20 protein-coding genes are annotated in these 25,914 nt (G+C 71.6%); 15 read left to right on the top strand and 5 right to left on the bottom strand.

Annotation, left to right across the window (positions count from 1 at the left end; genetic code table 11):
• Positions 1 to 39: 39 nt before the first annotated feature.
• Complete coding sequence (locus ACWGPF_RS07030; protein WP_452332140.1) at positions 40 to 864, bottom strand: ParA family protein; 825 nt, start codon at positions 862 to 864, stop codon at positions 40 to 42.
• A gap of 88 nt (positions 865 to 952) precedes the next feature.
• On the opposite strand from ACWGPF_RS07030, the gene ACWGPF_RS07025 reads away from it, so the two are divergent.
• Genes ACWGPF_RS07025 through ACWGPF_RS07015 form a run of 3 tightly spaced genes read left to right on the top strand, consistent with a single transcriptional unit; the run spans position 953 to position 6,912 of the window.
• Entirely contained in the window at positions 953 to 4,360 is a 3,408-nt protein-coding gene (locus ACWGPF_RS07025; protein WP_452332139.1) for a pyruvate carboxylase, read from the top strand.
• A gap of 42 nt (positions 4,361 to 4,402) precedes the next feature.
• Positions 4,403 to 6,406, top strand: a complete 2,004-nt coding sequence (locus ACWGPF_RS07020) for a nucleotide-binding protein (RefSeq protein ID WP_452332138.1) — start codon at positions 4,403 to 4,405, stop codon at positions 6,404 to 6,406.
• 11 nt (positions 6,407 to 6,417) lie between these two features.
• Positions 6,418 to 6,912, top strand: a complete 495-nt coding sequence (locus ACWGPF_RS07015) for a peptide deformylase (RefSeq protein ID WP_452332137.1) — start codon at positions 6,418 to 6,420, stop codon at positions 6,910 to 6,912.
• Positions 6,913 to 6,916: 4 nt separating this feature from the next.
• On the opposite strand, the gene ACWGPF_RS07010 is transcribed toward ACWGPF_RS07015, so the two are convergent.
• Positions 6,917 to 8,785 carry an AMP-dependent synthetase/ligase gene (locus ACWGPF_RS07010; protein ID WP_452332136.1) on the bottom strand — a complete coding sequence of 623 codons (1,869 nt, stop codon included), beginning with the start codon at positions 8,783 to 8,785 and terminating at the stop codon, positions 6,917 to 6,919.
• Between the two features lie 88 nt (positions 8,786 to 8,873).
• Here ACWGPF_RS07010 and ACWGPF_RS07005 point away from each other — a divergent pair, with 88 nt between their 5' ends.
• Positions 8,874 to 9,557, top strand: a complete 684-nt coding sequence (locus ACWGPF_RS07005) for a lysophospholipid acyltransferase family protein (protein ID WP_452332145.1) — start codon at positions 8,874 to 8,876, stop codon at positions 9,555 to 9,557.
• 49 nt (positions 9,558 to 9,606) lie between these two features.
• Positions 9,607 to 10,944 carry a class II 3-deoxy-7-phosphoheptulonate synthase gene (locus ACWGPF_RS07000; protein ID WP_345434692.1) on the top strand — a complete coding sequence of 446 codons (1,338 nt, stop codon included), beginning with the start codon at positions 9,607 to 9,609 and terminating at the stop codon, positions 10,942 to 10,944.
• Between the two features lie 62 nt (positions 10,945 to 11,006).
• Here ACWGPF_RS07000 and pknB read toward each other — a convergent pair whose 3' ends face one another.
• Both pknB and ACWGPF_RS06990 read right to left on the bottom strand, forming a co-directional pair.
• On the bottom strand, positions 11,007 to 12,980 hold the full coding sequence (pknB, locus tag ACWGPF_RS06995; protein ID WP_452332135.1) for a Stk1 family PASTA domain-containing Ser/Thr kinase: 1,974 nt from the start codon (positions 12,978 to 12,980) through the stop codon (positions 11,007 to 11,009).
• Positions 12,981 to 13,077: 97 nt separating this feature from the next.
• Entirely contained in the window at positions 13,078 to 14,364 is a 1,287-nt protein-coding gene (locus tag ACWGPF_RS06990) for a LysM peptidoglycan-binding domain-containing protein (protein ID WP_452332134.1), read from the bottom strand.
• 160 nt (positions 14,365 to 14,524) lie between these two features.
• Between ACWGPF_RS06990 and ACWGPF_RS06985 the strand changes: the two genes are divergently transcribed.
• Positions 14,525 to 14,875: an Rv2175c family DNA-binding protein gene (locus tag ACWGPF_RS06985; protein WP_452332133.1), complete on the top strand. Its 351-nt coding sequence runs from the start codon at positions 14,525 to 14,527 to the stop codon at positions 14,873 to 14,875.
• Positions 14,876 to 14,900: 25 nt separating this feature from the next.
• On the opposite strand, the gene ACWGPF_RS06980 is transcribed toward ACWGPF_RS06985, so the two are convergent.
• The gene (locus ACWGPF_RS06980; protein ID WP_452332132.1) at positions 14,901 to 15,983 is read right to left on the bottom strand and encodes a polyprenyl synthetase family protein; all 1,083 of its coding nucleotides are present in this window, start codon (positions 15,981 to 15,983) and stop codon (positions 14,901 to 14,903) included.
• 65 nt (positions 15,984 to 16,048) lie between these two features.
• On the opposite strand from ACWGPF_RS06980, the gene ACWGPF_RS06975 reads away from it, so the two are divergent.
• The 9 genes from ACWGPF_RS06975 (at position 16,049) to ftsW (ending at position 25,880) form a co-directional block, all read left to right on the top strand.
• Entirely contained in the window at positions 16,049 to 16,435 is a 387-nt protein-coding gene (locus ACWGPF_RS06975; RefSeq protein ID WP_452332131.1) for a DUF3040 domain-containing protein, read from the top strand.
• A 241-nt stretch (positions 16,436 to 16,676) separates the two neighbouring features.
• Positions 16,677 to 17,108 carry a division/cell wall cluster transcriptional repressor MraZ gene (gene mraZ, locus ACWGPF_RS06970; RefSeq protein ID WP_345434704.1) on the top strand — a complete coding sequence of 144 codons (432 nt, stop codon included), beginning with the start codon at positions 16,677 to 16,679 and terminating at the stop codon, positions 17,106 to 17,108.
• A 97-nt stretch (positions 17,109 to 17,205) separates the two neighbouring features.
• On the top strand, positions 17,206 to 18,159 hold the full coding sequence (gene rsmH / locus ACWGPF_RS06965; RefSeq protein WP_452332130.1) for a 16S rRNA (cytosine(1402)-N(4))-methyltransferase RsmH: 954 nt from the start codon (positions 17,206 to 17,208) through the stop codon (positions 18,157 to 18,159).
• Positions 18,156 to 18,746 (top strand): hypothetical protein, encoded by a 591-nt coding sequence (locus ACWGPF_RS06960; RefSeq protein WP_452332129.1) that lies wholly within the window; start codon positions 18,156 to 18,158, stop codon positions 18,744 to 18,746. The genes rsmH and ACWGPF_RS06960 overlap by 4 nt, the downstream gene beginning before the upstream one ends.
• A gap of 45 nt (positions 18,747 to 18,791) precedes the next feature.
• The gene (locus ACWGPF_RS06955; protein ID WP_452332128.1) at positions 18,792 to 20,582 is read left to right on the top strand and encodes a peptidoglycan D,D-transpeptidase FtsI family protein; all 1,791 of its coding nucleotides are present in this window, start codon (positions 18,792 to 18,794) and stop codon (positions 20,580 to 20,582) included.
• A 28-nt stretch (positions 20,583 to 20,610) separates the two neighbouring features.
• Positions 20,611 to 22,023: a UDP-N-acetylmuramoyl-tripeptide--D-alanyl-D-alanine ligase gene (locus ACWGPF_RS06950; RefSeq protein WP_452332127.1), complete on the top strand. Its 1,413-nt coding sequence runs from the start codon at positions 20,611 to 20,613 to the stop codon at positions 22,021 to 22,023.
• A complete protein-coding gene (gene mraY / locus ACWGPF_RS06945) occupies positions 22,020 to 23,132 on the top strand; it encodes a phospho-N-acetylmuramoyl-pentapeptide-transferase (protein WP_345434714.1) in 1,113 nt (370 codons plus the stop codon). The genes ACWGPF_RS06950 and mraY overlap by 4 nt, the downstream gene beginning before the upstream one ends.
• The gene (gene murD / locus ACWGPF_RS06940; RefSeq protein WP_452332126.1) at positions 23,129 to 24,685 is read left to right on the top strand and encodes a UDP-N-acetylmuramoyl-L-alanine--D-glutamate ligase; all 1,557 of its coding nucleotides are present in this window, start codon (positions 23,129 to 23,131) and stop codon (positions 24,683 to 24,685) included. The genes mraY and murD overlap by 4 nt, the downstream gene beginning before the upstream one ends.
• Entirely contained in the window at positions 24,651 to 25,880 is a 1,230-nt protein-coding gene (ftsW, locus tag ACWGPF_RS06935; RefSeq protein ID WP_452332125.1) for a putative lipid II flippase FtsW, read from the top strand. The genes murD and ftsW overlap by 35 nt, the downstream gene beginning before the upstream one ends.
• The last annotated feature ends 34 nt before the right edge of the window (positions 25,881 to 25,914 follow it).

The following is a 25,914-nucleotide window of genomic DNA, read 5'->3' as shown; positions in this document are numbered from 1 at the left end:
GGGCCGGCTCCCGCGGGAGCCGGCCCTTCGCCGTACCGGTCACTCCTCGTCGGAGGGGGTGTCCGGCTCGTCGGGCACCGGGATGCGCCCGGCGCGCACGATGCGGTCGAGCAGCTGGTCGAAGTCCGAGGCGAGCTCCTGAGCGGACTCGCCCGGCCACACGTGCAGGGGCTTGGCGGCGCCCTGCGCCTGCTGCAGTGACGTGCGCTCGGGGAGCTGCGGCGACAGCACGAGCGGGCCGAACATGTCGCGGAGCTCCTTGATGCGGAACTGGTGCTCGATCGACTGCGGACGGACGCGGTTGACGACGATGCCGAGCGGCTGGAGCCGGGGGGAGAGGCCGCGGCGGATCTCCTCGATGGCGCGCAGCGCGCGGTCGGCCGCCGCGACGGAGAAGAGGCCGGGCTCGGTGATGACCGCCACGCGGTCGCTCGCCGCCCACGCCGTCCGGGTGAGGGCGTTGAGCGAGGGGGCGCAGTCGATGAGCACGAGGTCGTAGTCGGACTCGACCGCCGCGAGCGCCTCCTCGAGCTTCCACACATCGCGGACGGTGGGGTGCGGTCCGTCGTAGTTGATGGCAGACGGGCTGCCGATGAGGACGTCGATGACCCCGGGATGCACCTTCGTCCATCCGCTCGCCGTGATCGCCTGGCGGACGACCTTCTCCTTCGGGTTCTCCAGGACGTCGGCCACGTTGAGGTGGCCGGCGATCTGGATGTCGAGTCCCGTCGAGACGTCGGACTGCGGGTCGAGGTCGACGACGAGCGTCCGGATGCCGCGCGAGAATGCCGCGGAGGCGAGCCCGAGGGTCACGGTGGTCTTGCCGACACCGCCCTTGAGAGAGCTGACGCTGAGTACGTGCACGTGTCCAACCTACCCTCCCCTAAGCTGGGGGCGAGCTCAGCCTGCCGGTGCGCAGAGCCCGTACAGCCCGTCGTCGCCGAGGAGGCGTATGTTCTCGAAGGTTCTCGTGGCAAACCGTGGCGAGATCGCCATCCGCGCCTTCCGCGCGGCGTACGAGCTGGGCGCGCGCACGGTCGCCGTGTTCCCGTACGAAGACCGCAACTCCCTCCACCGCCTGAAGGCGGACGAGGCGTACCGGATCGGGTCGGAGGGCCACCCGGTGCGTGCCTACCTCGACGTGGACGAGATCATCCGCGTCGCCGTCGAGTCCGGCGCCGACGCGATCTATCCGGGCTACGGCTTCCTGTCGGAGAACCCGGAGCTGTCGGCGAAGGCGGCCGAGAACGGGATCGTGTTCATCGGCCCGTCGGCCGACGTGCTGGAGATGGCGGGCAACAAGGTCACCGCGAAGCAGCATGCCGTCTCCGCCGGCGTCCCCGTGCTCCGCTCGACCGACGCGTCCGACGACGTCGACGCGCTCCTCGCGCAGTCCGACGAGATCGGCTTCCCGCTGTTCGCGAAGGCCGTCGCGGGCGGCGGCGGCCGGGGGATGCGGCGGGTCGAGAGGAAGGACGAGCTCGCGCCGGCGCTCGCGGAGGCGATGCGCGAGGCCGACAGCGCCTTCGGGGATCCGCGCATGTTCCTCGAGCAGGCCGTCCTGCGTCCGCGCCACGTCGAGGTGCAGGTCCTCGCCGACAAGACGGGCGAGACGGTGCACCTCTTCGAGCGCGACTGCTCCGTGCAGCGCCGGCATCAGAAGGTGATCGAGATCGCACCGGCCCCGGGGCTCGATGACGGCGTGCGCGCCGACCTGCACCGTCACGCCGTCGCGTTCGCCCGCTCGATCGGGTACGAGAACGCCGGGACGGTGGAGTTCCTGCTCGAGACCGCCGGCTCGCGCGCCGGCGAGGTCGTCTTCATCGAGATGAACCCGCGCATCCAGGTGGAGCACACCGTCACCGAGGAGGTCACGGACGTCGACCTCGTGCAGGCGCAGATGCGCATCGCCGCGGGGGAGACGCTCTCCGACCTCGGCCTCCACCAGGACGACATCGTGCTGCACGGCGCCGCACTGCAGTGCCGCATCACGACGGAGGACCCGTCGCACGGCTTCCGCCCCGACACCGGCAAGATCACGACCTACCGCTCGCCGGGCGGCGCGGGCATCCGCCTCGACGGCGGCACGACCGCCGCGGGCGCGCAGATCAGCCCCCACTTCGACTCCATGCTGGCGAAGCTCACGTGCCGCGGGCGCGACTACACGGCGGCCGTCCGCCGCGCCCGTCGCGCGCTCGCGGAGTTCCGGATCCGCGGCGTGAGCACGAACATCCCCTTCCTGCAGGCCGTGCTGGACGACGAGGCGTTCCTCGCAGGCGACCTGTCCACGGCCTTCATCGACGAGCGACCAGGGCTCGTCCGGGGTCGGGAGTCGAAGGACCGCGGCTCGAAGATCCTCAACTGGCTCGTCGACGTCACCGTCAACAAGCCCAACGGCGAGAACCCGCTGTCGATCGACCCGCGCGACAAGCTGCCGGACGTCGACCTCTCCTCTCCTCCGTCCGCCGGCTCGCGCCAGCGTCTCCTCGAGCTCGGGCCCGCAGGGTTCGCCAGGGCGCTGCGCGAGCAGACGGCGCTCGCCGTGACGGACACGACGTTCCGCGACGCGCACCAGTCGCTGCTCGCGACCCGCGTCCGCACCAGGGACCTCGCCGTCGTCGCGCCGTACGTCGCGCGGACGACGCCGCAGCTGCTGTCGGTGGAGGCGTGGGGCGGGGCGACGTACGACGTCGCGCTGCGGTTCCTCGGGGAGGACCCGTGGGAGCGGCTGGCCAAGCTGCGCGGCGCCCTGCCGAACATCGCCATCCAGATGCTGCTGCGCGGCCGCAACACGGTCGGCTACACGCCGTACCCGACGGAGGTGACCGACGCGTTCGTGCGCGAGGCGGCGACCTCGGGCATCGACATCTTCCGCATCTTCGACGCGCTCAACGACGTGTCGCAGATGCGGCCGGCCATCGACGCCGTCCTCGCGACGGGCAGCACGGTGGCCGAGGTCGCCGTCTGCTACACGGGCGACCTGCTCGACCCCGCGGAGGACCTCTACACGCTCGACTACTACCTGCGCCTCGCGGAGCAGATCGTCGACGCGGGCGCGCACGTGCTCGCCGTCAAGGACATGGCGGGGCTCCTCCGCCCCGCGGCGGCGGCGAAGCTCGTCGCGGCGTTCCGGGAGAACTTCGACGTCCCCGTCCACGTGCACACGCACGACACCCCCGGCGGCCAGCTCGCGACGCTGCTCGCCGCGAGCGCGGCGGGAGCGGACGCCGTCGACGCGGCGTCCGCGCCGATGGCGGGCTCCACGAGCCAGCCCTCGCTCTCGTCGCTCGTCGCGGCGCTCGCGCACACGGAGCGCGACACGGGTCTCGATCTGCGGGCGGTGTCCGACCTCGAGCCGTACTGGGAGGCGGTGCGCCACCTGTACCGCCCCTTCGAGTCCGGGCTCGCGGGGCCCACGGGGCGCGTGTACGCGCACGAGATCCCCGGGGGTCAGCTCTCGAACCTCCGGCAGCAGGCGATCGCCCTCGGTCTCGCGGACGACTTCGAGCTCATCGAGGACATGTACGCGGCCGCGAACGAGATCCTCGGCCGCGTGCCGAAGGTGACGCCGTCGTCGAAGGTCGTGGGCGACCTCGCCCTCCATCTCGCCGCCGTGAAGGCCGACCCGGCCGACTTCGCCGCGAACCCGCACACGTACGACGTCCCCGATTCCGTCGTCGGCTTCATGGCGGGCGAGCTCGGCGACCTGCCGGGCGGATGGCCCGAGCCGTTCCGCACGAAGGTGCTCGCGGGACGCACGGCGCGCACGGGTGTGACGCCCCTGTCGGACGACGACCGCGCCGCACTCGACGGTGACTCCGCGACCCGTCGCCGGGCGCTCAACCGCCTGCTGTTCCCGCAGCCGACGCGCATCTACGAGGAGCAGCGCGAGACCTACGGCGACCTGTCGCTCCTCGACACGGCGGACTATCTCTACGGTCTGCAGGACGGGCGCGAGCACGTCGTCGAGCTGGAGAAGGGCGTGCAGCTGTACGCCGGCCTGGAGTCGATCGGCGCCGCCGACGAGAAGGGCATCCGGTCGGTCATGACGACCCTGAACGGGCAGCTGCGGCCGGTCGCGGCCCGCGATCGGACGATCGCCGTCGAGGTGCGCGAGACGGAGAAGGCCGACACCTCGCGGCCGGGGCAGGTCGCCGCGCCGTTCTCCGGCGTCGTGACGATCAAGGTGGAGCCCGGCGACCGCGTGAGCGCCGGCCAGCCGGTCGCCTCGATCGAGGCGATGAAGATGGAGGCCGCCATCACGGCGTCGGTCGACGGCGTCGTCGAGCGCATCGCCATCGCGGCGACGCAGCAGGTGGAGGCCGGCGACCTTTTGGTCGTCGTCGCACCCGCCCAGTAACCTTGTGCGGGGTGCGGCGCCTGCCGCGCCCCGCATGGGGAGTTGACTGAATTGAGTTCGGACCGCAACGGGCGGCCTGAGGAGGAGCCGGGCGACGACCACGGCGTCCTCGACGAGGCCGGCATCGACACGACGGCCCTGGGCCTCCTCGGCACGCAGACGGCGCAGGTGCGCGTCGTGCTGCCTCAGCGCCTCGAGGACCCCGACGCCGACGTCGTCGACGACGATCTGCCTGGGGGTGATGTCCGCAGCGGCGGCATCGTCATCGAGCTGCCGGCTGACGAGCCGGACGACGACCTCGACGTCATCTCGGGCGAGCTCGACGAGAGCGCCGTGGCCGCCGCGCGAGACGCGGCCGAGCCCGCCGTCGAGGATGACGTGCCGGTCGATGAGGACGCCGAGCCCGCCGTCGACGAGGACGAGCCGGTCGATGCGGACGCCGAGTCGGTCGGCGAGGACGAGCCGGTCGATGAGGACGCGGAGTCGGTCGGCGAGGACGAGCCGGTCGATGAGGACGTGGAGCCCGCCGAGGAGCAGGCGGAGACCGTCGTGGATGACGAGATCGTCGACGTGGATGACGAGCCGGGCGTCGAGGACGAAGCGCCCACCGCGGAGGACGCGGAGCTCGTCGTCAAGGCGGATGCCCCCCTCCCCGAGGACGACGGGCCGGTCGGCGAGGACGTGGAGGACGCCCCTGAGGACGGCTCGGACGACATCGGCGAAGAGGACCACGAGACCGACGCACCGGCGGCGGACGACGAGGCGGAAGTGACGGTCGACGCGGGCGCTGACGCGGACGACCGGGACCGAGCCCCGGGGCTCGCGGAGCCTGCCGACGAGGCGGACACCGGCGACGCGGCCCTCCCGACGGGGTACGAGTCGTTCCTCCGCTCGGTCGCCGCGACACGAGACGACGACGAGGTCGCGGCGGATGCCGCCGATCTCGACCGACAGGAGGACACCGACATGCCCGCAGCCGACGACGAGCGCCCGCCGCTCACGCGCCCCTCGTTCATCGAGCAGGCGGTACCGGCGGCCCCGGCCGTGCGCCCTGCGGAGGTCGCATCGCGTCGCGCGGGAGAGGTGAGCGAGAGCGCGCGGCGCGAGAGCGCCGACGTGCTGACCGCCGACCGGCTCCTCGACACCGGCGCCGTCCGCCGCCCCGCCCCCGATGGGCCCTGGCGTCAGCTCGTCTACCGCGCGACCGGCCGGCTCGTGAACCTGGGAGACAGCCGGCGCACGCGCGAGCGCAAGGAGCTCCTGACGCGCATCGCGGCTCCGCTCGACGGCGCGGCGCGCTTCGTGCCCGTGCTGAGCCGCAAGGGCGGCGTCGGCAAGACGACCGTCACGGCCCTCCTGGGGATGGCCCTCGCCGACGCCCGCGACGATCGCGTCATCGCCGTCGACGCCAACCCCGACCGCGGCACGCTCGCCGAGCGCATCGCCCGCAGCGCGACCCGCACCGTGCGCGATCTGGTGCGCAACCGCGCGTCCGTCCAGGGCTACGCCGACATGTCGGCGCACGTCGTCCGCGACGAGACGCGCCTCGACGTGCTCGCCTCCGACCCCGACCCGCGCCTGTCGGAGGCGTTCGGCGACGACGACTACCGCGCCGTCGCCGATGTCGCGGCCCACTACTACTCGATCGTGCTCACCGACACCGGCACGGGGATCGTGCACTCGGTCATGGGCGCGACGCTCGGCCTCGCCGACCAGCTCGTCGTCGTCGCGGGCCTCAGCGTCGACGAGGCGCGCCTCGCCAGCGAGACCCTGACGTGGCTCGAGTCGAACGGCTACGCCGACCGCGTGCGCGAGGCCGTCGTCGTCCTGAACCAGTCGACCCCCGGAGCGCCGCTCGTGCGGCTCGACGAGCTGGAGGCGCACTTCCGCACGCGTGTGCGCGCCGTCGTCCGCCTGCCCTACGACCCGCGTCTCGCGACGGGCAGCTCGATCGCGTTCGGCGAGCTCCAGGAGTCCACGCGCGACGCGGCCCGCGAACTCGCGGCACGCGTCGTCGAGGGTCTGCGCACGCGCGCGGCGGTCTGAGGGACGGGCACATGGCCATCCGAGAGATCCGCGTCATCGGCGACCCCGTGCTCGCCCAGGCGTGCAGCGAGGTGGGGGCTGTCGACGACGGCGTCCGCGCGCTCGTCGACGACCTCGTCGACACCGTGAAGGTGCCGGGGCGCGCGGGCGTCGCCGCCCCGCAGATCGGCGTCGGCGTGCGCGCCTTCAGCTACAACATCGACGGCGACATCGGCTACGTGCTCAATCCGCGCATCGTGGAGGTGCGCGGCGAGCCCGTCCCCACGGGGGAGGGGTGTCTCTCGGTTCCGGGCCTCTGGCATGACGCCCTCCGCCATCCCTATGCGCGTGTCGAGGGAGTCGATCTCGACGGTGCGCGGGTGGTGCTGGAGGGCGAGGGCCTGTTCGCGCAGATGCTCCAGCACGAGACCGACCACCTCGACGGCATGCTCTATCTCAAGCGGCTCTCGCCCGACGACCGCCGCTCGGCCATGCGCGAGGTGCGCGAGAAGATCTGGCTCGTCTGAGGCGTCAGCCGATCGCGATGTTCGTCGTCGCGATCGGCGCGTCGTAGATGCCGGCGATCTCGTCGGCGAAGTCGCGGACGATCTCCGCGCGCTTGATCGACATCTTCGGAGTCAGGTGGCCCGACGCCTCCGTCCACTCGGTGCCGAGGATGGCGAACTTGCGGATCGACTCCGCTCGCGACACGTGCGTGTTCGCCTCGTCGATGGCGCGCTGGACCTCCGCGCGCACGGTCGGGTTGACGGCCGCCTGCTCGAGCGTGAGGTCGGAGGACTCGCCGTGCGTGGCGAGCCAGGCGGGCAGCATGTCGGGGTCGAGCGTGACGAGCGCGGCGATGAACGGCTTCTGGTCGCCCACGACGACGACCTGCCCGACGATCGGGTTGGCGCGGATCGGGTCCTCCAGCGCGGCCGGCGCGACGTTCTTGCCGCCCGCCGTCACGATGATCTCCTTCTTCCGCCCCGTGATGGAGAGGTAGCCGTCGTCGTCGAGCGCACCCAGGTCGCCCGTGCGGAACCACTCCCCGTCGAACGCCGCCTCCGTCGCCTCCGGATTGCGCCAGTACTCGCGGAAGACGTTGATGCCGCGCACCTGGACCTCGCCGTCCTGCGCGATGCGCACGCCGACGCCGGGGAGCACGGGGCCCACGGTGCCGATCTTCGACTTCGCGGGCAGGTTGACGGTCGCGGGGGCCGTCGTCTCCGTCAGGCCGTAGCCCTCGAGGATGCTGATGCCGAGGCTGTGGAAGAAGTGTCCGAGGCGCGCGCCGAGCGGCGCGGAGCCCGAGATCGCGTAGCGGACCCTGCCGCCCATGAGCGCGCGCAGCTTGGCGTAGACGAGTCGGTCGAACAGAGCGAACTTCAGACGCAGACCGAGACCGATGCGCTCCCCGTCCTGCAGGCGACGCGAGTGCTCGACGGCCACCTTCGCGGCGGCGCGGAAGATGCGGCCCTTCCCCTCCGACTCGGTCTTCTGCTCGGCCGAGTTGTAGACCTTCTCGAACACGCGCGGCACGGCGAGGAGGAACGTCGGCCGGAACGACCCCAGCGCCGGGACGAGCTGCTTCGTGTCGGGCTGGTGCCCCGTGCGGACGCCCGCATGGATGCAGAGGATCGAGATGAAGCGCGCGAACACGTGCGCCGTCGTGATGAACAGGACGGTCGACGCCCCCGGCTGCAGGACGATCTCGGACAGCGACTGCGCCGAGTTGCGCGCGAGCTCGACGAAGTTGCCGTGCGTGAGCACGCATCCCTTGGGGCGGCCCGTCGAGCCGGAGGTGTAGATGAGCGTCGCGATGTCGTCGGCGTCGGCGAGCGAGCGACGGCGCTCGATCTCGGCGTCGGCGACGCCCGCGCCCCCGGCCGACAGCGTCGTGATCGCGCCCTCGTCCATCCGCCACACGGTGCGCACGAGCGGGAGCTCCCCGCGGACCTCCTCGACGCGTGCGGCATGCTCCGCCGACTCGACGATGAGAGCGGTCGCGCCCGAGTCCGACAGGATCCACTGGATCTGCGAGGGCGAGCTCGTCTCGTACACGGGCACCATGACGGCTCCGGCGAAGAACAGGGCGAAGTCGACGACGGACCACTCGTACGTCGTCCTGGCGAGGAAGCCGACCTTCTCGCCCGGCTGGACGCCCGCGGCCACGAGACCCTTCGCGAGCGCGACCACCTCGTCTTGGAACGCGCGCGCCGTGACGTCGCGCCATCCGCCCGCACCGTCGGGCACGCCGAAGAGCGGGCGGTCGGGCGTCTCGGCGACCCTGTCGACCAGGAGGTCCGACACGTTCGCGTGGGGGTCGGCCGGCACGATCGCGGGCGTCGAGGTCTCGTTCACGGCATCTCCTTCGGTACCGGGTGCGGGTGCTGCCAGCATATGCCGACGCATGGGTCTCCCACCGCACGTGCACGGTTCCTACAAGGCTAGACTTCCAGGCGCCGCCATGCCGACAGGGGAGAGGCACATGTTCTACTGGCTCATGAAGCACATCGTGGTGGGGCCGCTCGTGAAGGCGGTCTACCGGCCGTGGATCACCGGCAGGGAGAACGTCCCCCAGAAGGGCGCGGCGATCCTCGCGAGCAACCACCTGTCGGTCATCGACTCGATCTTCCTGCCGCTCATGCTCGACCGTCCGATGTCGTTCCTCGCGAAGGCCGAGTACTTCACGGGCAGGGGTCTGAAGGGATGGGCCACCCGGTGGTTCATGAAGGGAACGGGGCAGATCCCGCTCGACCGATCGGGAGGGTCGGCCTCGGAGGCGGCGCTCAACACGGCCCTCCAGGTGGTCGGCCGCGGAGACCTGCTCGGGATCTATCCCGAGGGCACGCGCAGCCCCGACGGGAAGCTGTACCGCGGACGCACGGGCCTCGCGCGCATGGCGCTCGAGGCGAGGGTCCCGATCATCCCCGTCATCATGGTCGGCACGGGGGAGATGATGCCCATCGGCGCGAAGCTGCCGCGCATCATGCGCCCCGGCGTCGTCATCGGCGAGCCGCTCGACTTCTCGCGCTACGCGGGCATGGAGAACGACCGCTACGTGCTCCGGTCGGTCACGGACGAGATCATCGTGGCGCTGCAGCGGCTCGGGGGGCAGGAGTACAGCGACGAGTACGCCTCCACCGTGAAGAGCCGTCTGGCGGCCTCCTGACGCCGACCGCGTGCACCGGCGCGACGCGCGCTCGCGATACGATCGGACAATGCCCCGAACGCTGGATGCACTCGACGCCTGGAAGACCCTGCCGATCAAGCAGCAGCCCGAGTATCCCGACCCGGCGGCCGTCGCGGAGGTCGCCTCCGAGCTGACCGCGCTCCCTCCGCTCGTGTTCGCGGGCGAGGTCGACACCCTCCGCGCCCGGCTCGCCGAGGCCGCGGCGGGCCGCGCGTTCCTGCTCCAGGGCGGCGACTGCGCCGAGACGTTCTCGGGTGCCACCGCCGACAAGATCCGCAACCGCGTCAAGACCGTGCTGCAGATGGCCGTCGTGCTGACCTACGGCGCGTCGATGCCCGTCGTGAAGATGGGGCGGATGGCCGGGCAGTTCGCCAAGCCCCGCTCGAGCGACGTCGAGACGCGCGGCGACGTGACGCTGCCCGCCTTCCGCGGCGAGATCGTCAACGGCTACGACTTCACGACGGCGTCGCGACAGGCCGACCCGCAGCGCCTGCTGCAGGCGTACCACACGTCGGCGTCGACGCTGAACCTCATCCGGGCGTTCACGCAGGGCGGCTTCGCCGACCTCCGCGAGGTGCACTCGTGGAACAAGGGCTTCGCCGAGAACCCCGCCAACAAGCGCTACGAGGGCCTCGCCCACGAGATCGACCGCGCCATCAAGTTCATGGAGGCGTGCGGCGCCGACTTCGAGGAGCTGCGCCGCGTCGAGTTCTACACGGGGCACGAGGGGCTGCTCATGGACTACGAGCGCCCCCTCACCCGCATCGACTCCCGCACGGGCGAGATCTACAACACGTCGAGCCATTTCCAGTGGATCGGCGAGCGCACGCGCGAGCTCGACGGCGCGCACGTCGAGTACTTCTCGCACATCCGCAACCCCATCGGCGTCAAGCTGGGGCCGACGACGTCGACCGACACGGCGCTCGCCCTCATCGACAAGCTCGACCCGGAGCGCGAGCCCGGCCGCCTCACCTTCATCACGCGCATGGGCGCGGGGCGGATCCGCGAGGCGCTCCCGCCGCTGCTGGAGGCCGTGAAGGCGTCGGGCGCGCAGCCGCTGTGGGTGACCGACCCCATGCACGGCAACGGCATCACGACGCCCACGGGCTACAAGACGCGCCGCTTCGACGACGTCGTCGACGAGGTGCGCGGCTTCTTCGAGGCGCATCGCGCCGTGGGGACGTTCCCCGGCGGCATCCACGTCGAGCTCACGGGCGACGACGTCACGGAGTGCCTGGGCGGCTCGGAGCAGATCGACGAGGCGACGCTCGCGACGCGCTACGAGTCGCTGTGCGACCCGCGGCTCAATCACATGCAGTCGCTCGAGCTCGCCTTCCTCGTCGCCGAGGAGCTCGAGAAGCGCTGATCGCACGCCGCCGGCCCGGTCTGCCGATCGGGTCGGCGGCATCGGCTTCCGCCGAGCCGGGCTCAGAACGAGCCGTTGATCGTCAGCGTGATCGTCGTCCCCGCGGGCTGCGCGGAGAGGCCCTCCGGCGTCATCGCGACCACCTGCGTGAAGCTGTCGATGACGGCGTCCCACAGGCCGTTGTACGAATATGCGAACCCGGCGGCGTCGAGGGCCGCCTTGGCCTCGTCGCGCGTCATCCCGACGACGTCGGGCACCTCGAACAGCTGCGGCCCGAGCGACGTCACGAGCCGCACGGTGTCGCCGGGCCGCCAGCTGCCGCCGCCGTCCCGCTCGAGGTAGTAGATGACGTCACCGGCGGCGACCGTGTCGCTGTACTCCTCCGACACGACCTCGGTGCCCACGCCGACGGCCTCGAGCGTCGTCGCCGCCTCGTCGGCGGTCATCCCGACCACGTTCGGCAGCGCGCCGATCGACACCGTGAGCTGGGCGCTGTCGCCCTCGTGCACGGTGCACCCCTCGGCGCAGTCGACGGGGTCGCCGCCCGCGGCCGGCGTCACGACGGCACCCAGCACGGTGCCCTCCGCCTGGTCGGAGAAGAGCGGCGTCTCGTCGTCTGCGACGGCGATCACGCTCTCCCCGAGCACCTGCCGCGCCTCGTCGGCGGTGAGTCCGGCCAGAGCCGCGATCTCCGCGGACGCGGGGCCCGCGGACGTCACGACCGTGATCTCCGTCGCCCGCTCCACACGGGCGCCGGCGCCGGGCTCGGTGCGGATGACGTCGCCGGCTGGCACGTCGAGGGTGTTCTCCTGGCGCTCCGTCGCGGCGAGCTCGAGGTCCTCCAGCGCGTCCTGGGCCTCGGCGAACGCGAGCCCCTCCACCTGCGGCACGGCGATGAGCGAACCCGGTCCGGAGCCCCACCACCATCCCGCCGTGGCGGAGCCCGCGGCAAGCAGCAGCGTCGCGAGGAGCGCCCAGACACCGCGGGTGCGCCGTCCGCGCGCGCGACGACGGAGTGTCTGCGCGTTGTCGGCGCCGTCGGCCGACGGAACCGCGCCCGTCGACGACAGCACGGCGGTGGCGCCGTCGGAGGGGAGGATCTTCGTCTGGCCTCCCGTGTCCGCGGGCTCGTCATCGACGGCCTCGGGGAAGCGGCTCGCGGCGGCCGTGCGGGTGGGGATGGGGGAGACGCCCAGCTCGCGTTCGATCTCGCGCAGGCGGTCGAGCATCTCGGCCGCATCGCGCGGGCGCTCGTCGGGCTCCTTCTCGGTGGCCCACAGCACGAGCTCGTCGAGCTGCTCGGGGACGCCGGGGTTGCGGACGCTGGGGCGCGGCACGGAGTCGGTGGCGTGCTGGTACGCGATCTGCATGGGCTGCTCGCCCTTGTAGGGCTGCTCGCCCGCGAGCATCTCGTACAGCATGATGCCGAGGGCGTAGATGTCGCTGCGCGTGTCTGCGGTCCCTCGCGTCACGAGCTCCGGTGCGAGGTAGGCGATCGTGCCGAGCAGCTGCTGGCCCGTGGCGGTGTTCGCCGAGGTGGCGCGGGCGAGGCCGAAGTCGCCGATCTTGATGCGGCCGTCCTCGGCGAGCAGCACGTTCTCGGGCTTCACGTCGCGGTGGATGAGCCCGGCGCGGTGCGCCGCGGAGAGGCCGGAGAGCACGGCGTCCATCACGGTGACGGTCTGCGTGACCGTGAGGCGCCGCTGCTCCTTCAGGAGCTCCCGCAGCGTGATGCCGGGCAGATACTCCATGACGAGGTAGGCGAGCTCGCCGTCCTGGCCCTGGTCGAAGACGTTGACGACGTGCGGATCGGAGAGCCGCGCGGCCGTCCTGGCCTCCTGGATGAACCGGCTCTGGAAGACGCTGTCGTCGCTCAGGTGGCTGTGCATGACCTTGAGCGCGACGCGCCGCTCGAGCCGCAGGTCGGTCGCGACGTAGACCGTCGCCATCCCGCCGCGCGCGATGCGCGCGCGCACGCGATAGCGGTCGTCGACAAGCCGCCCGATGAGGGGGTCGGCTTGCGGACTCATGGACACCCCCGAAGTCTACGGAAGGGCTCCTGAGTCGCCGGCGAGCGCCGCGCCAGGGCGCCGGTCACGGGTCGATGACGATCCCGGTGCCCCGCGGCGAGGCTCAGCCGAGCTGCGACAGCCAGGTGTAGGCCGCCTTCTCCCAGCGGCCGTAGCGGTCGGGGAACGCCGAGATCTGCACGGCCTGCGCCGCCGCGCCGAACTCCATGCCGGCCCAGTCGGAGAGGTCGAGCAGGCCGCGCGTGGCAGAGCCGTTCGGGTCGCCGGGGCCGCCGAAGAACACGCGGATGGCGTAATCGCGGTCGAGGATCTGCTCCTCCGTGCCCCATCCGGTGCTCGGGCGCTGCTGGAAGAGGCCGAGCGAGTCGCGGTCTCCCCAGCTGACGTTGCGCAGCGACGACTCGACCATCGCCGTCGCGAGCGCGATGGCGATCCCGCGGTCCGACACGCCGAGCTCACGGCCGATGCGGATGATCATCTGCGCGTTCTCGGTCTGCGGCGCGTTGAGCGCGAGCCAGAGCTGGTCCTCGGGGGAGTCGTAGATCGATCCGGTCGACGGGGTCTCGGTGTCGGCGGCGGCGGGAGCCGGCGCGTCGGCCGAGGGGATGACGATCTTCTGGCCGGGGTAGATGATGCTCGAGCCCCCGAGGCCGTTGGCCGCGAGCAGCTCGCTCACGCTCACGCCGTGCTCGTCGGCGATGCTCCACAGCGTGTCACCCGCCTGCACGATGTAGGTCTCGTCCGAGGCGGAGGACGAGGGAGCGGGGGACTGCGCCTCCTGCACCGGCTGCGCGGGCTGCTTCACGACCACGGCACCCGCGACGACGAGCTTCTGTCCGGGGAAGATCACCGCGTCGGACGAGAGGCTGTTGAGGGAGAGGACGTCGGCGACCGGCACGTCGTACCGCTGCGCGATCGACCAGACGGTGTCGCCGGCCTCGACGGTGTGGGTCGTGCGGTTGGTCTCGGTCGAGACGGACAGCTCCGCGACGGGGGCCGCCTGCGCCGTCGCCGTGCCGGAGGCGGCCAGGGTCAGCTTCTGACCGGGGTAGATGGTGCTCGACCAGCTGAGGCCGTTCCAGGTCAGCACGTCGATCGTGCGCAGCCCGTGCCGGATGGCGATGCCCGTGATGGTGTCGCCGGCCGCGACCGTGTAGGTCGAGGGAGCGGAGGAGACGGCGGTCGGCACCGACTTCGCCACGGTGGCGAGCGCGAGGGCGCCCACGGTGTGGCCGAACGCGGACGGCAGCTGACGGCCCGTCTCGCGCGGCTTCGGCTCGGCGGCGACGGCGGCCGCGGGAGCGGCGATCGTCACGGCGAGCGCGCCGGTGACGGCGACGGGAACGGCGGTGAGCAGGTCGCGCCGGCGGCGCGGAGACGGTCGATGCACGGTGGTACCCCCAACGGTCGGACGATCTCACGCTGTCACGGAAGTGTTATCAAGTCAATTGCTGACACCTGTCGTGATCTGTGGTACCGCAAGTGGCGAATGTGACGGATGAGACTGACGTGGCCGCCGAGACGGTCGTCCGGGATGCGAAACTGGGGGAGTGACTGCGGAGAACCCTGACGTCGTGCCCACCGACTGGCTGACCATCCCCGACCTCGTCGAGATCCTCGGCGAGACCCAGAGCCGCGTGCGCCGTCTCCTCGACGAGCGCGTCCTCCTCGGCTCGCGTCGCGAGGGCCCCGTCAAGGTGCCCGCCGTCTTCCTCGTCGACGGGCAGCCGCTCTCGTCGCTGCGCGGGACGGCGATCGTCCTCTCCGATGCGGGGTTCAGCGACGACGAGGCCATCGACTGGCTCCTCGCGCCCGAGCCGACGATCGGCGTCGCCCCGATCACGGCGCTCCTGGCAGGCCGGAAGAGCGAGGTCCGCCGCGTCGCGCAGACCCTCGCCTGACGCCGACCGGATCAGGCCGACCGGATCAGGCCGAGCGCCGCGTGGCGGCGTGGAGCAGGTCGCCGAGCTCCTCCGCGGTGCGGGCGTCGAACGGCGCGTCGGAGAGCGCGCGCCCTGCCTCCGCGACGTGGGCGTCGATGAGCGCCTCCATGCGGTCGAGAGCGCCGGTCCGGACGATGACCGCGCGGAGCTCCTCGATCTCGTCCGCGCCGAGGCCCGGGTCGCCGAGCAGCGCGTCGATCCGCGCACGCCCCTGGGCATCCGACCGCTCGCGCGCGTAGGCGATGAGGATCGTGCGCTTCCCCTCGCGGAGGTCGTCGCCGGCCGGCTTGCCCGTGACGACGGCGTCGCCGAAGACGCCGAGCACATCGTCGCGGAGCTGGAAGGCGAGGCCGAGCGGATGCCCGAAGCGGGCGAGGGCCGACAGCCGCTCCTCGTCGCCGCCCGCGAGCGCGCCGCCGATGACGAGCGGCTGCTGCACGCTGTACCTGGCCGATTTCAGCGATGCGATGCGCAGTGCCCGGCCGGCATGCTGCGCATCGGGGGTGCGGGGCCACGCCGACTCCTCGGCGACGTCGAGGTACTGCCCGATCATCACCTCCGCGCGCATCCGCGCGTACTCCGCGCGCGGTCGTGCGCGGGGCGCGTCGATCCCGTCGAGCGCGTCGTCGAACAGGTCGGCGCTCCAGGCGAGCAGCAGGTCGCCCAGCAGGATGCCCGCAGACCTCCCGAACGTGTCGCCGTCGCCGGTCCATCCGGCCGACGCGTGCTGCGCCTGCAGCGCGCGATGAGCGGAGGGACGTCCGCGGCGGGTGTCGGAGTTGTCGATGATGTCGTCGTGCACGAGCGCCGCGGCCTGGAACACCTCGAGGGAGGCGCAGGCGTCGACGACCGGCGCCGGGAGGGCCCCGTCGGATCCGCGCACGGCGCGCCACCCGGTCGCGCAGAAGCGCCCGCGCAGCCGCTTCCCGCCGCGCAGCGCGTCCGCTGCGGAGGCGACGAATCCGGCCGCGTCGTCTCCCAGATCGGCGGCCGCGTCCAGGCGATCGGCGGAGAATCTTTCGAGTCGCTGGGAGATCACGTCGATCAGCGGGGAGGCGGGCGTCACGGGCCTAGCCTAGTGAGCGCACGCGGCGATAGAATGAACCACGAGTTTCACCCGAGGGGGACACCATGCCACTCTCCGAACAGGAGCAGCGCCTGCTGGACGAGATGGAACGCCATCTCATGCAGAACGACGCCGACGTCGTGAGCGCTTCCGGCCGCCGTGCGCTGAGCTACCGCAATGTCATCTACGGGGCCGTCCTCGTCCTCGTCGGCCTCGCCGCCGTCGTCGCGGGGATCGCCGTCTGGAACAGCGTCCTCGCCGTCGGCATCGCGCTCGGCGTCGTCGGGTTCGCGGCCATGGTGGGCGGCGTCATCCTCGCCACCACGCCGGCCAAGGGCGGCGACCCCGGGGATGAGCCGCGAACGGGCCGTCCGCCGCAGACGCCCACGCAGTCCGGCAACTTCATGGACCGCATGAACGACCGATGGGACCGCCGGCAGCAGGGCCAGTAGCCTCCACCCCGCTCCACTCGAGAAGCGCCGACCTCCGGGTCGGCGCTTTTTCTATGCCCCCGACCGGTCCGGTCCGCCACAGGGTCTCCCTTTTCCTCCACCCCCGTGCTCCCTTGAGAACACGGGGTTTCTCGTCGTGGCAGCTCCCTGGGAATCTCCAATCGCCCCTAGACAGTGGAGGCAAGTGGAGTAAAGTGGAGCACACCTCGAGTTGGCCGGAACGAAGGGGGTGTGATGGCCGATGCTGCTGGGCACGCATACCCCCAAGCTCGACGACAAAGGCCGCGTCATCCTCCCCGCGAAGTTCCGCGAGGAGCTGGCAGGCGGCATCGTCGTCACGCGCGGACAGGAGCGCTGCCTGTACGTCTTCAGCACGGCCGAGTTCGAGCGCGTGCACGAGCGCATCCGGGAGGCTCCGCTCACGAACAAGCAGGCGCGCGACTTCCTGCGCATGTTCCTGTCCGGAGCCAGCGCCGAGACGCCGGACGGCCAGAACCGGATCACGCTCCCGTCGCATCTCCGGGCCTACGCGGGCCTCGAGAAGGAGCTCGTCGTGACGGGTGTCGGCGCACACGCGGAGATCTGGGATGCGGCCGCCTGGAACGCATATCTCGAGAGCAATGAGGAGAGCTACTCCGAGCTGGAGGGGGAGGTGATCCCCGGACTGTTCTGACCCCGGTTGTGATCCCCACCCGCAGCCCTGACGCCACTTCCCCGGCGGCAGGTCGAGCGGTTGGGAATCAGAGCCGGGGACGGACGAGGGAGACGACATGGGCATCCGCGACATCCACACCCCCGTCATGCTCGAGCGCTGCGTCGAGCTGCTGGGGCCCGCGCTCGACCACGACGGCGCCGTGTACGTGGACGGCACGCTCGGGATGGGCGGGCACTCGGAGGCGTTCCTGGAGCGCTTCCCGGGCATCCGCCTCGTGGGACTCGACCGCGATCCCGACGCCCTCCGCATCGCGGGGGCGCGACTGGAGCGGTTCGCCTCGCGGACGACGCTCGTGCACACCGTGTACGACGGCATCCAGGAGGCGCTCGCGTCGGCAGGCGTCGAGCGGGCGGACGGCGTGCTCTACGACCTCGGCGTCTCCTCGCTGCAGCTCGACGAGGCCGAGCGGGGCTTCGCCTACGCGCAGGACGCACCGCTCGACATGCGGATGGACCCCACGGGCGGCATGACGGCGGCCGACGTCGTCGCCGCCTACGGCGAGGGCGACCTCCGCCGCATCTTCGAGCGCTACGGCGAGGAGAAGCTCGCCGGACGCTACGCGCGGGCCATCATCGCGGCACGCGCCGAGGCCCCCATCGAGCGATCCGGTCGGCTCGTCGACATCCTGCAGGACGCCACGCCCTCGGCGCTCAAGAACGCCGGACACCCCGCCAAGCGCGTCTTCCAGGCGCTTCGCATCGAGGTGAACGGAGAGCTCGCCGCGCTCGAACGGGCCATCCCCGCGGCCCTCGCGTCGCTCGCCGTCGGCGGGCGCCTCGTCGTGCTGTCCTACCAGTCGCTCGAGGACCGCTTCGTGAAGCGCCTGTTCTCCGAGGCGACCGCCTCGAAGGCGCCGGCCGGGCTCCCCATGGAGCTCCCGGAGCACGCCGCCGAGTTCCGACTGCTCGTTCGCGGCGCCGAGCTCGCCGGCGACGAGGAGGCGGCGTCGAACCCCCGTGCCAAGCCGGTGCGCCTGCGTGCCGTCGAGCGAGTGAAGGAGGCCGCATGAGCCCCGCAGCCCTGGCCACCGCCCGCGTCGCGCCCGCACGCCGGGAGGAGGAGCGGCGCCGCCCCGACCTGCGTCCCGTCGAGACGCCGTCCCGCCGCCGACGCCCCCGCGTCGCGTACGCCGTCGTCGCCGTCGTCGGCGCCGTGCTCATCGCGGCCGCGCAGATGGGACTCAGCGTCATGACGACGCAGAGCACGTTCGAGGTCGCGGCGCTCGACGCGCAGCAGCGCGAGCTCACGCTCGAGTCGCAGCAGCTCTACGAGGAGGTCGCGGGTCTGAGCTCGCCGCAGAACCTCGCCCAGAAGGCGGCCGACCTCGGGATGGTCATCGATGCCGCGCCCGGATACCTGCGCCTGAGCGACGGCGCCGTCATCGGCGGCGGCGTCGCGGCCGGGTCCGCTTCGACCGTCGACGCGAACGGCCCGGCCGCGGTCGGCAACGAGTTTCTCGCGGACACGCAGGCGTCCTCCGAGGAGGCGGCGGCGGATGAGGCACCCTCGGCAGGGGAGGCCGCCACGGCGGAGGAGCCCGCGGAGCAGCTGCCCCCCGCGATCGACGAGGGGCTGCCCAGCCCGAGCACCCACTGAGCCGACGCCGACCGACCCCGCCCGCCCGCCGACCGAGGAGGACAGATGCACGCCAAGGCCCGGCGCAGTGTACGCAGGCGCACCGCGGTGGCCGGCGCGGTCGTCGTCGTGATCGTCGCGGGATTCACCGTGCGGCTCGTCGACATCCAGGTCGTCAACGCGCAGGAGCACATGGAGAACCGTGCGGCCTACAGCGGCATCACGAACTCGCAGGTGCTCTACGGCACGCGGGGGACGATCGTCGACGCCGACGGCACGGTGCTCGCCTCGAGCTCCATGGAGTATCTCGCGAAGTTCGATCCGCAGCACGTCAAGGACATCGAGCACGAGGGCGAGGACGGCGAGGAGTACACCGTCACGTGGGCGGAGAGCGCGGCGGACATCGGCGCGATCGTCGGCATGACGGGTCTCGAGGTCGACAGGATCATCTCCGACGCCCTCGCCGCCGACCCCGACAGCGAGTACGCGCTGCTCGCGGACGGCCTCACGACAGAGCAGTACCGGGAGCTCGTGGCACTCGGCCTCCCGTATCTCTACTTCGAATCGAGCCAGTCCCGCGCGTATCCCAACGGCGCCGTCGCGGGCAACCTGCTCGGCTTCGTGGGCACGGACGGGGAGCCGCTGGCCGGCTACGAGTCGGCCGAGAACTCCTGCCTGCAGGCGGAGGACGGCGCGCTCACCTACCAGCAGGGCTCCGACGGGCTCATCATCCCCGGTACGGAGACGACGGAGGCGGCGGTCGACGGCGGCACGCTGCAGCTCACCGTCGACAGCGATCTGCAGTGGTACATGCAGCAGATGATCGCGGAGGAGGTCGGGATCCAGGGGGCGAGGGCCGGAGCCGTCATGGTCGTCGAGGTCGCGACGGGCGCCGTGCGCGCCGCCGCGGAGTATCCCACCGTGGACCCCAACGACCCGGGCGCGACCGAGGAGGCCGACCGCGGCTCGCGCATCTTCTCGACGACGTTCGAACCCGGATCGACGTTCAAGGCGATCACGGCGGCGACCCTGCTCGACCAGGGCGCGGCGACGCCGGAGACCTCGGTCACGGCGTCGTCGCACGAGACGTTCCCGAACGGCGCCGTCGTCGGCGACGCCTTCGTGCATCCCGCGTACAACTACACGCTGACGGGCGCGCTCATCGACTCCTCCAACGTGGCGCTGTCGAAGTTCGGCGAGCTCGTCTCGGACGAGACGCGCTACGAGTACCTGCAGCGCTTCGGCGTCGGCACCGCGACGGACATCGGGTTCCCCGGCGAGGAGTCGGGGCTCATCTACCCCGCCGACCAGTGGGACGGCCAGACGCACTACGCGACGACCTTCGGCCAGGCCTTCACGACGACCATGCCGCAGGTCGTGAACGCCTACCAGACGCTCGCGAACGGCGGCGTGCGCGAGCCCCTCCACATCGTGGAGTCGTGCACGGCCGCCGACGGCACCGTGACGGAGCCCGAGCTGAGCGACCCCGAGCGCGTCGTGAGCGAGGAGGCGGCCGACACGACCATCCAGCTGCTCGAGAACGTCGCCACGCAGGGCACGCTCGCCGACCAGGTCGCCGTGGACGGCTACCGCATCGGGATCAAGACGGGGACGGCGCAGAAGTCGGACGGCAACGGCGGCTACAAGGCGGGCCTCTACTTCACGAGCATCCTCGGCGTCGTCCCCGCGGACGACCCCCAGTACATCGTCATGGTCACGCTCGACGAGCCCACCCGGGTAACATCGTCTGCGGCCACGGCGCCCGCCCTGCAGAAGGCGATGACCCAGACTCTGAAGACCTACCGGGTGATGCCCTCGGAGACGTCGGAGGACCCGCTTCCCAAGTTCGCGGAATGACGCGCAGCGCGCGGAGGAACCCCATCACATGATCGCCCTGTCCCTGTCCGAGATCGCGCGCGCCGTCGGCGGCGAACTGCGCCTGCACGGCGACGCCACGCCCGAGACGACCGTGAGCGGCGACGTCGACACCGACTCGCGCGCCATCGGCGCAGGCGGCGTCTTCGTCGCAAAGCCCGGCGAGGTCACCGACGGGCACCTGTTCGTCGGCCGAGCCGTCGCCCAGGGCGCCGTGCTCGCCCTCGTCGAGCGCGTCGTCGACGAGCCCGTCACGCAGATCGTCGTCCCCGACGTCGTGCGCGCCATCGCCGACCTCGCCCGCGAGGTCGTCGCGCGCGTGCGCGCCCTCGGCGCGCTCCGGATCGTCGGCATCACGGGCTCGAACGGCAAGACGACGACGAAGAACATGCTGGCGACGATCCTGCGCGAGGAGGGCGAGACCGTCGCGCCCGTCGGCTCGTACAACAACGCCGTCGGCGCTCCGCTCACGATGCTCCGCGTGATGGAGTCGACGCGGTACCTCGTGTGCGAGTTCGGCGCCGACGCGTCCGGTCAGATCGCGCGGCTCGCGGGCCTCGTGACCCCCGACGTCGGCGTCGTCCTCATGGTCGGGATGGCCCATGCCGGCGGTTTCGGAGGCATCGAGGCGACCGTCAGGGCGAAATCCGAGCTCGTGTCGGCCATCCGCCCCGGCGGCACGGCCGTGCTGAACGCCGACGACGCGCGCGTGGCGGGCATGGCGTCGATCGCCCGCGAGCGGGGACTCGCCGTGCGCTGGTTCGGCGAGTCGGAGTCCGCCGACGTGCGCGCCGCGGAGCTCGACGTCACGGCGTCGGGCACGCACTCCGTCGTCATCGCCGACGGCGAGCGGCTGCCGCTGCGCCTGCGCGTCCTGGGCGGACACCACATCAAGAACGCGCTGGCGGCCGCGACCGCCGCGATGGCGCTCGGCGTGCGCTTCTCCGACGCGATCGCCCGACTCGAGACGGTGGAGCTCGCCGAGCGCTGGCGCATGCAGGTGATGGGCTCCGATCGCATCCGCATCATCAACGACGCCTACAACGCCAGCCCCGACTCCATGCAGGCTGCCCTGCGCACCCTCGCGCAGATCACGGGCGAGGGAGAGCGGATGGTCGCCGTGCTCGGCGCCATGAGCGAGCTCGGCGAGCACGCCGTCGACGAGCACAACAAGATCGGCCTGCTCGCCGTCCGCCTCCGCATCCCGCGCATCGTCGTCGTCGGCCAGGAGGCGCGTGCGCTCTACCTCGCCGCCGTGGCGGAGGGCTCCTGGAACGACGAGGCCGTCTTCTTCGCCGACGCCGACGCCGCCTACGACTACCTCGTCGGCGAGCTGCGCGACGGCGACCGCGTGCTCGTCAAGTCGTCGAACTCCGCCGGGCTCCGTTTCCTCGGCGATCGTCTGGGAGAATCGTTCTCGTGAGATCACTCCTGACGGCCGCGGCGATCTCACTGGCGTTCACGCTCTTCCTCACCCCGCTGTTCCTGCGCGCGTTCCGCCGATGGGGCTGGGGTCAGGTCATCCGCACGGACGGCGAGAACTTCAACGCCCCCAAGCACGAGCTCAAGCGCGGCACCCCCACCATGGGCGGCGTCGTCTTCATCGCGGGCACGATCGTCGGCTACCTCGTCGGGGCGTACACGGGCTACAACCCGCCCACCGCGTCGGGATGGCTCGTCCTGTGGATGATGGTGGGCTTCGGCGCCGTCGGCTTCATCGACGACTTCCTCAAGGTGCGCATGCAGCACTACGCGGGATTGTCGGGCTGGAAGAAGATCATCGGCCAGATCCTCGTCGTCATCCCGTTCGGGATCGTCGCGATGAACTTCGGGGACACCTACGCGCTCACGCCAGGGAGCGCCTACATCTCGTTCTTCCGCGACATCCCGGTGCTGTCGTTCATGGCGCTCGGGCCCGTGCTCGGATGGTTCCTCTACCTCGCGTGGCTCTCGCTGCTCGGGGTGGGCTTCTCCAACAGCGTCAACCTCACCGACGGGCTCGACGGCCTCGCCGCCGGCGCGGGGATCTTCGTCGTCGGCGCCTACAGCCTCATCGCGTTCTGGCAGTTCAACCAGGCGTGCTCGACGACGCAGCTCGCCGACGAGTACCTGCAGGCCTGCTATCAGGCGCGCGACCCGCTCGACCTCGCGATCGTGTCCGCCGCGTTCGTCGGGTCGCTCGTCGGATTCCTGTGGTGGAACGCGCCCAAGGCGAAGGTCTTCATGGGCGACGTCGGCTCGATGGCGATCGGCGGCGTCGTCGCGGCCCTCGCCATCCTCACGCGCACCGAGCTGCTCGGCGTGCTCATCGCCGGGCTGTTCGTGATGTCGTCCGGGTCGGTCATCCTGCAGCGCCTCTACTTCAAGGCGACCAAGGGCAAGCGGCTCTTCCTCATGAGCCCCATCCACCACCACTTCGAACTGCGCGGATGGCCCGAGGTGACCATCGTCGTGCGGTTCTGGATCATCGCAGGCCTCCTCGCCGTCAGCGGCGTGGGCCTCTTCTACGTCGAATGGCTCTCCCAGGTATGACCGAAGCGCACGACGCCGCCGGATCGCGGCTCGACTCCCTCACGAGCTGGCATGCGGACTGGACGGACCTGCGCGTCGCCGTGCTCGGTCTGTCGATGACGGGCTTCTCGGTCGCCGACACCCTGGTCGAGCTCGGCGCGGACGTGCTGGTCGTGACGGAGGCCGCCGCGGAGGAGTACGAACGGCTGCTGCCGGTCATCGGCGCACGCCTGTGGAAGGGCGCCCTCGACGCCGCCCCGCACGAGCTCGTCGACTTCGCGCCCGACGTCGTCGTCGCCTCGCCGGGTTTCCCGCCGTCTCACGCGGTCGTCCGGTGGGCGCGCGAGAGCGGAATCGCGCTCTGGGGCGACATCGAGCTCGCCTGGCGCGTGCGCGACAAGGTGGTGCGCCCCGACGGGACGCCGGCCGCGTGGGTGCTCGTCACGGGAACGAACGGCAAGACGACGACGACGCGGCTCGCGGCGACCATGCTCGCCGAGGGCGGCCTGCGTGCCGCTCCGTGCGGGAACATCGGCGTGCCCGTGCTCGACGCCGTACGCGACCCCGCCGGGTTCGACGTGCTCGTCGTGGAGCTCTCGAGCCATCAGCTGTTCTACGTCGGGCTCGCCGACGGCGAGGGCCCCGGTGCCGTCAGCCCGCACGCCGCCGTGTGCCTCAACCTGGCGGACGACCACCTCGAGTGGCACGGATCCGCCGCCGCCTACCGCGATGCCAAGGCCGTCGTCTACCGCAACACCCGCGCCGCCTGCGTGTACAACAAGGCCGACGAGGCGACCAGGCGGATGGTCGAGGACGCCGACGTCGTGGAGGGCGCGCGCGCGATCGGCTTCGACCTCGGCGTGCCGGGCCCCAGCGATTTCGGCGTCGTGGACGGCATCCTCGTGGACCGCGCCTTCCTCGACGACCGCCGCACGAGCGCCCTCGAGCTCGCGACGGTCGACGAGCTCGCCGCCGCGGGGCTCGCCGCCCCCCACATCGTCGCGAACATCCTCGCCGCGGCCGCCCTCGCACGCTCCCTCGACGTCGCGCCCGCCGCCGTCCGATCGGCCCTCGCGGGCTTCCGCCTCGACCCGCACCGCATCGAGGTCGTCGCCGCGTCCGGCGGCGTGACGTGGGTGGACGATTCGAAGGCGACGAACCCCCACGCGGCGGCGTCGTCGCTCGCCGCCTACCCCGGTGCCGTCTGGGTGGTGGGCGGCCTCCTCAAGGGCGTCGACATCTCCGACCTCGTCGCGGCGCGAGGCGCGGGCGTGCGCGCGGCGATCGTCATCGGCGTGGAGCGCGCCGAGGTCGTCGACGCGTTCGCGCGACACGCGCCGGCGGTGCCCGTGTTCGAGGTCGACCACGCCGACACTGAAGACGTCATGGCGCGCGTCGTGGAGCTCGCGGCCTCCGTCGCCCTCGCGGGCGACACGGTGCTGCTGGCCCCCGCGGCCGCCTCGTTCGACCAGTTCCGGAGCTATGGCGACCGCGGAGACCGCTTCGCCGCGGCGGTGAGGGAGAGGTTCGGGGAGGACGATGACGCAGACGACGACGCCTCCCTCGGGCACTGACGGGCCGCGCCGCGCGCTGTCGGCGCGCGTCTCGCTCGGGAAGGCCCTCCAGCCCGTCCCGCTGGAGTTCCTCCTCATCCTCTCGGCGGTCGTGCTCCTGACGGCCTTCGGCGTCGTGATGATCACCTCCGCGACGACCGTGACCTCGCTGCAGAGCGGGGAGAGCCCCTTCGACGGCGGGCTCTCGCAGCTCATCGTCGCCGTCGTCGGCGTCCCGCTCATGCTCGTCGTGAGCCGCATGCCGGTGAACGTGCTCCGGCGCTTCGCGTGGCCTGCGCTCATCGGATCGCTCGCGCTGCAGCTCCTCGTGATCCTCTTCGGACGGGCCGTGGGAGGCAACCAGAACTGGATCTACATCGGCGGCGTGTCCCTGCAGCCGTCCGAGTTCATCAAGCTCGCCCTCGTCATCTGGATCGCGGCGATCCTCTTCCGCAAGCGCACGCTCCTCACGTCGTGGAAGCACGTCTTCGTGCCCGTCATCCCCGTCGCGGTGCTCGCGGCCGGGCTCATCCTGGTGGGCCACGACCTCGGCACGGCCATCGTCGTCGTGCTGATCGTCCTCGGCGCGATCTTCTTCTCCGGCGCCTCGCTGCGCATGTTCGTCCTCCCGACGATCCTGGGGGCGGTCGCGGTCGTCGCCCTCGCGGTGACGAGCGAGAACCGGCTCAAGCGCATCCTCAGTCTGCTGAACCCCGACGACCTCAGCTGCTACCTCAACGACTGCTACCAGCCGCTGCACGGCATCTGGGGGATCGCGAGCGGGGGCCTGTTCGGCCTGGGCCTCGGCAACTCCAAAGAGAAGTACGACTGGCTGCCGGCCGCCGCCGACGACTACATCTTCGCGATCGTGGGGGAGGAGCTCGGCCTGCTCGGCTGCCTCGTCGTGCTGGGGCTGTTCGTCGTCCTGGGGTGGGCGGCGCTGCGCATCGTCCGCCGGAGCGACGATCTCTTCGTGCAGATCGCGGCGGGCGGCATCACGGTGTGGATCATCGGCCAGGCCCTCATCAACATCGGGGTCGTCCTGCGGGTCTTCCCGGTCCTCGGCGTCCCGCTCCCGTTCATGTCGGCGGGCGGCTCGTCGCTCATCGCGCTCCTCGTGGCCTGCGGCGTCCTGCTCGCGTGCGCGCGCACGCTCCCGATGCGGCCCGATCCGACGCGCCCCCCGACGCGCCCGGGTGCCGCCCGGCGCGCCTGACGCCCCGGCGCCCCGCGGCCTCCGTGCGAGGATC

The sequence above is a fragment of the Microbacterium sp. NPDC055683 genome (assembly GCF_053617895.1).
The sequence above is the reverse complement of the archived record's forward strand: the minus strand, read 5'-3'. Positions and strand labels throughout refer to the sequence as shown.

What these genes read in the sequence shown, in the direction of transcription:
- mraZ (WP_345434704.1), top strand. Translation starts at nt 16,677, where the DNA reads ATGCTGCTGGGCACGCATACCCCCAAGCTCGACGACAAAGGCCGCGTC.
- ftsW (WP_452332125.1), top strand. Translation starts at nt 24,651, where the DNA reads ATGACGCAGACGACGACGCCTCCCTCGGGCACTGACGGGCCGCGCCGC.
- ACWGPF_RS06960 (WP_452332129.1), top strand. Translation starts at nt 18,156, where the DNA reads ATGAGCCCCGCAGCCCTGGCCACCGCCCGCGTCGCGCCCGCACGCCGG.
- ACWGPF_RS06975 (WP_452332131.1), top strand. Translation starts at nt 16,049, where the DNA reads ATGCCACTCTCCGAACAGGAGCAGCGCCTGCTGGACGAGATGGAACGC.
- ACWGPF_RS07015 (WP_452332137.1), top strand. Translation starts at nt 6,418, where the DNA reads ATGGCCATCCGAGAGATCCGCGTCATCGGCGACCCCGTGCTCGCCCAG.
- ACWGPF_RS07005 (WP_452332145.1), top strand. Translation starts at nt 8,874, where the DNA reads ATGTTCTACTGGCTCATGAAGCACATCGTGGTGGGGCCGCTCGTGAAG.
- ACWGPF_RS06955 (WP_452332128.1), top strand. Translation starts at nt 18,792, where the DNA reads ATGCACGCCAAGGCCCGGCGCAGTGTACGCAGGCGCACCGCGGTGGCC.
- rsmH (WP_452332130.1), top strand. Translation starts at nt 17,206, where the DNA reads ATGGGCATCCGCGACATCCACACCCCCGTCATGCTCGAGCGCTGCGTC.
- ACWGPF_RS06950 (WP_452332127.1), top strand. Translation starts at nt 20,611, where the DNA reads ATGATCGCCCTGTCCCTGTCCGAGATCGCGCGCGCCGTCGGCGGCGAA.
- ACWGPF_RS07025 (WP_452332139.1), top strand. Translation starts at nt 953, where the DNA reads ATGTTCTCGAAGGTTCTCGTGGCAAACCGTGGCGAGATCGCCATCCGC.
- ACWGPF_RS07000 (WP_345434692.1), top strand. Translation starts at nt 9,607, where the DNA reads ATGCCCCGAACGCTGGATGCACTCGACGCCTGGAAGACCCTGCCGATC.
- murD (WP_452332126.1), top strand. Translation starts at nt 23,129, where the DNA reads ATGACCGAAGCGCACGACGCCGCCGGATCGCGGCTCGACTCCCTCACG.
- ACWGPF_RS07010 (WP_452332136.1), bottom strand. Translation starts at nt 8,785, where the DNA reads ATGCTGGCAGCACCCGCACCCGGTACCGAAGGAGATGCCGTGAACGAG.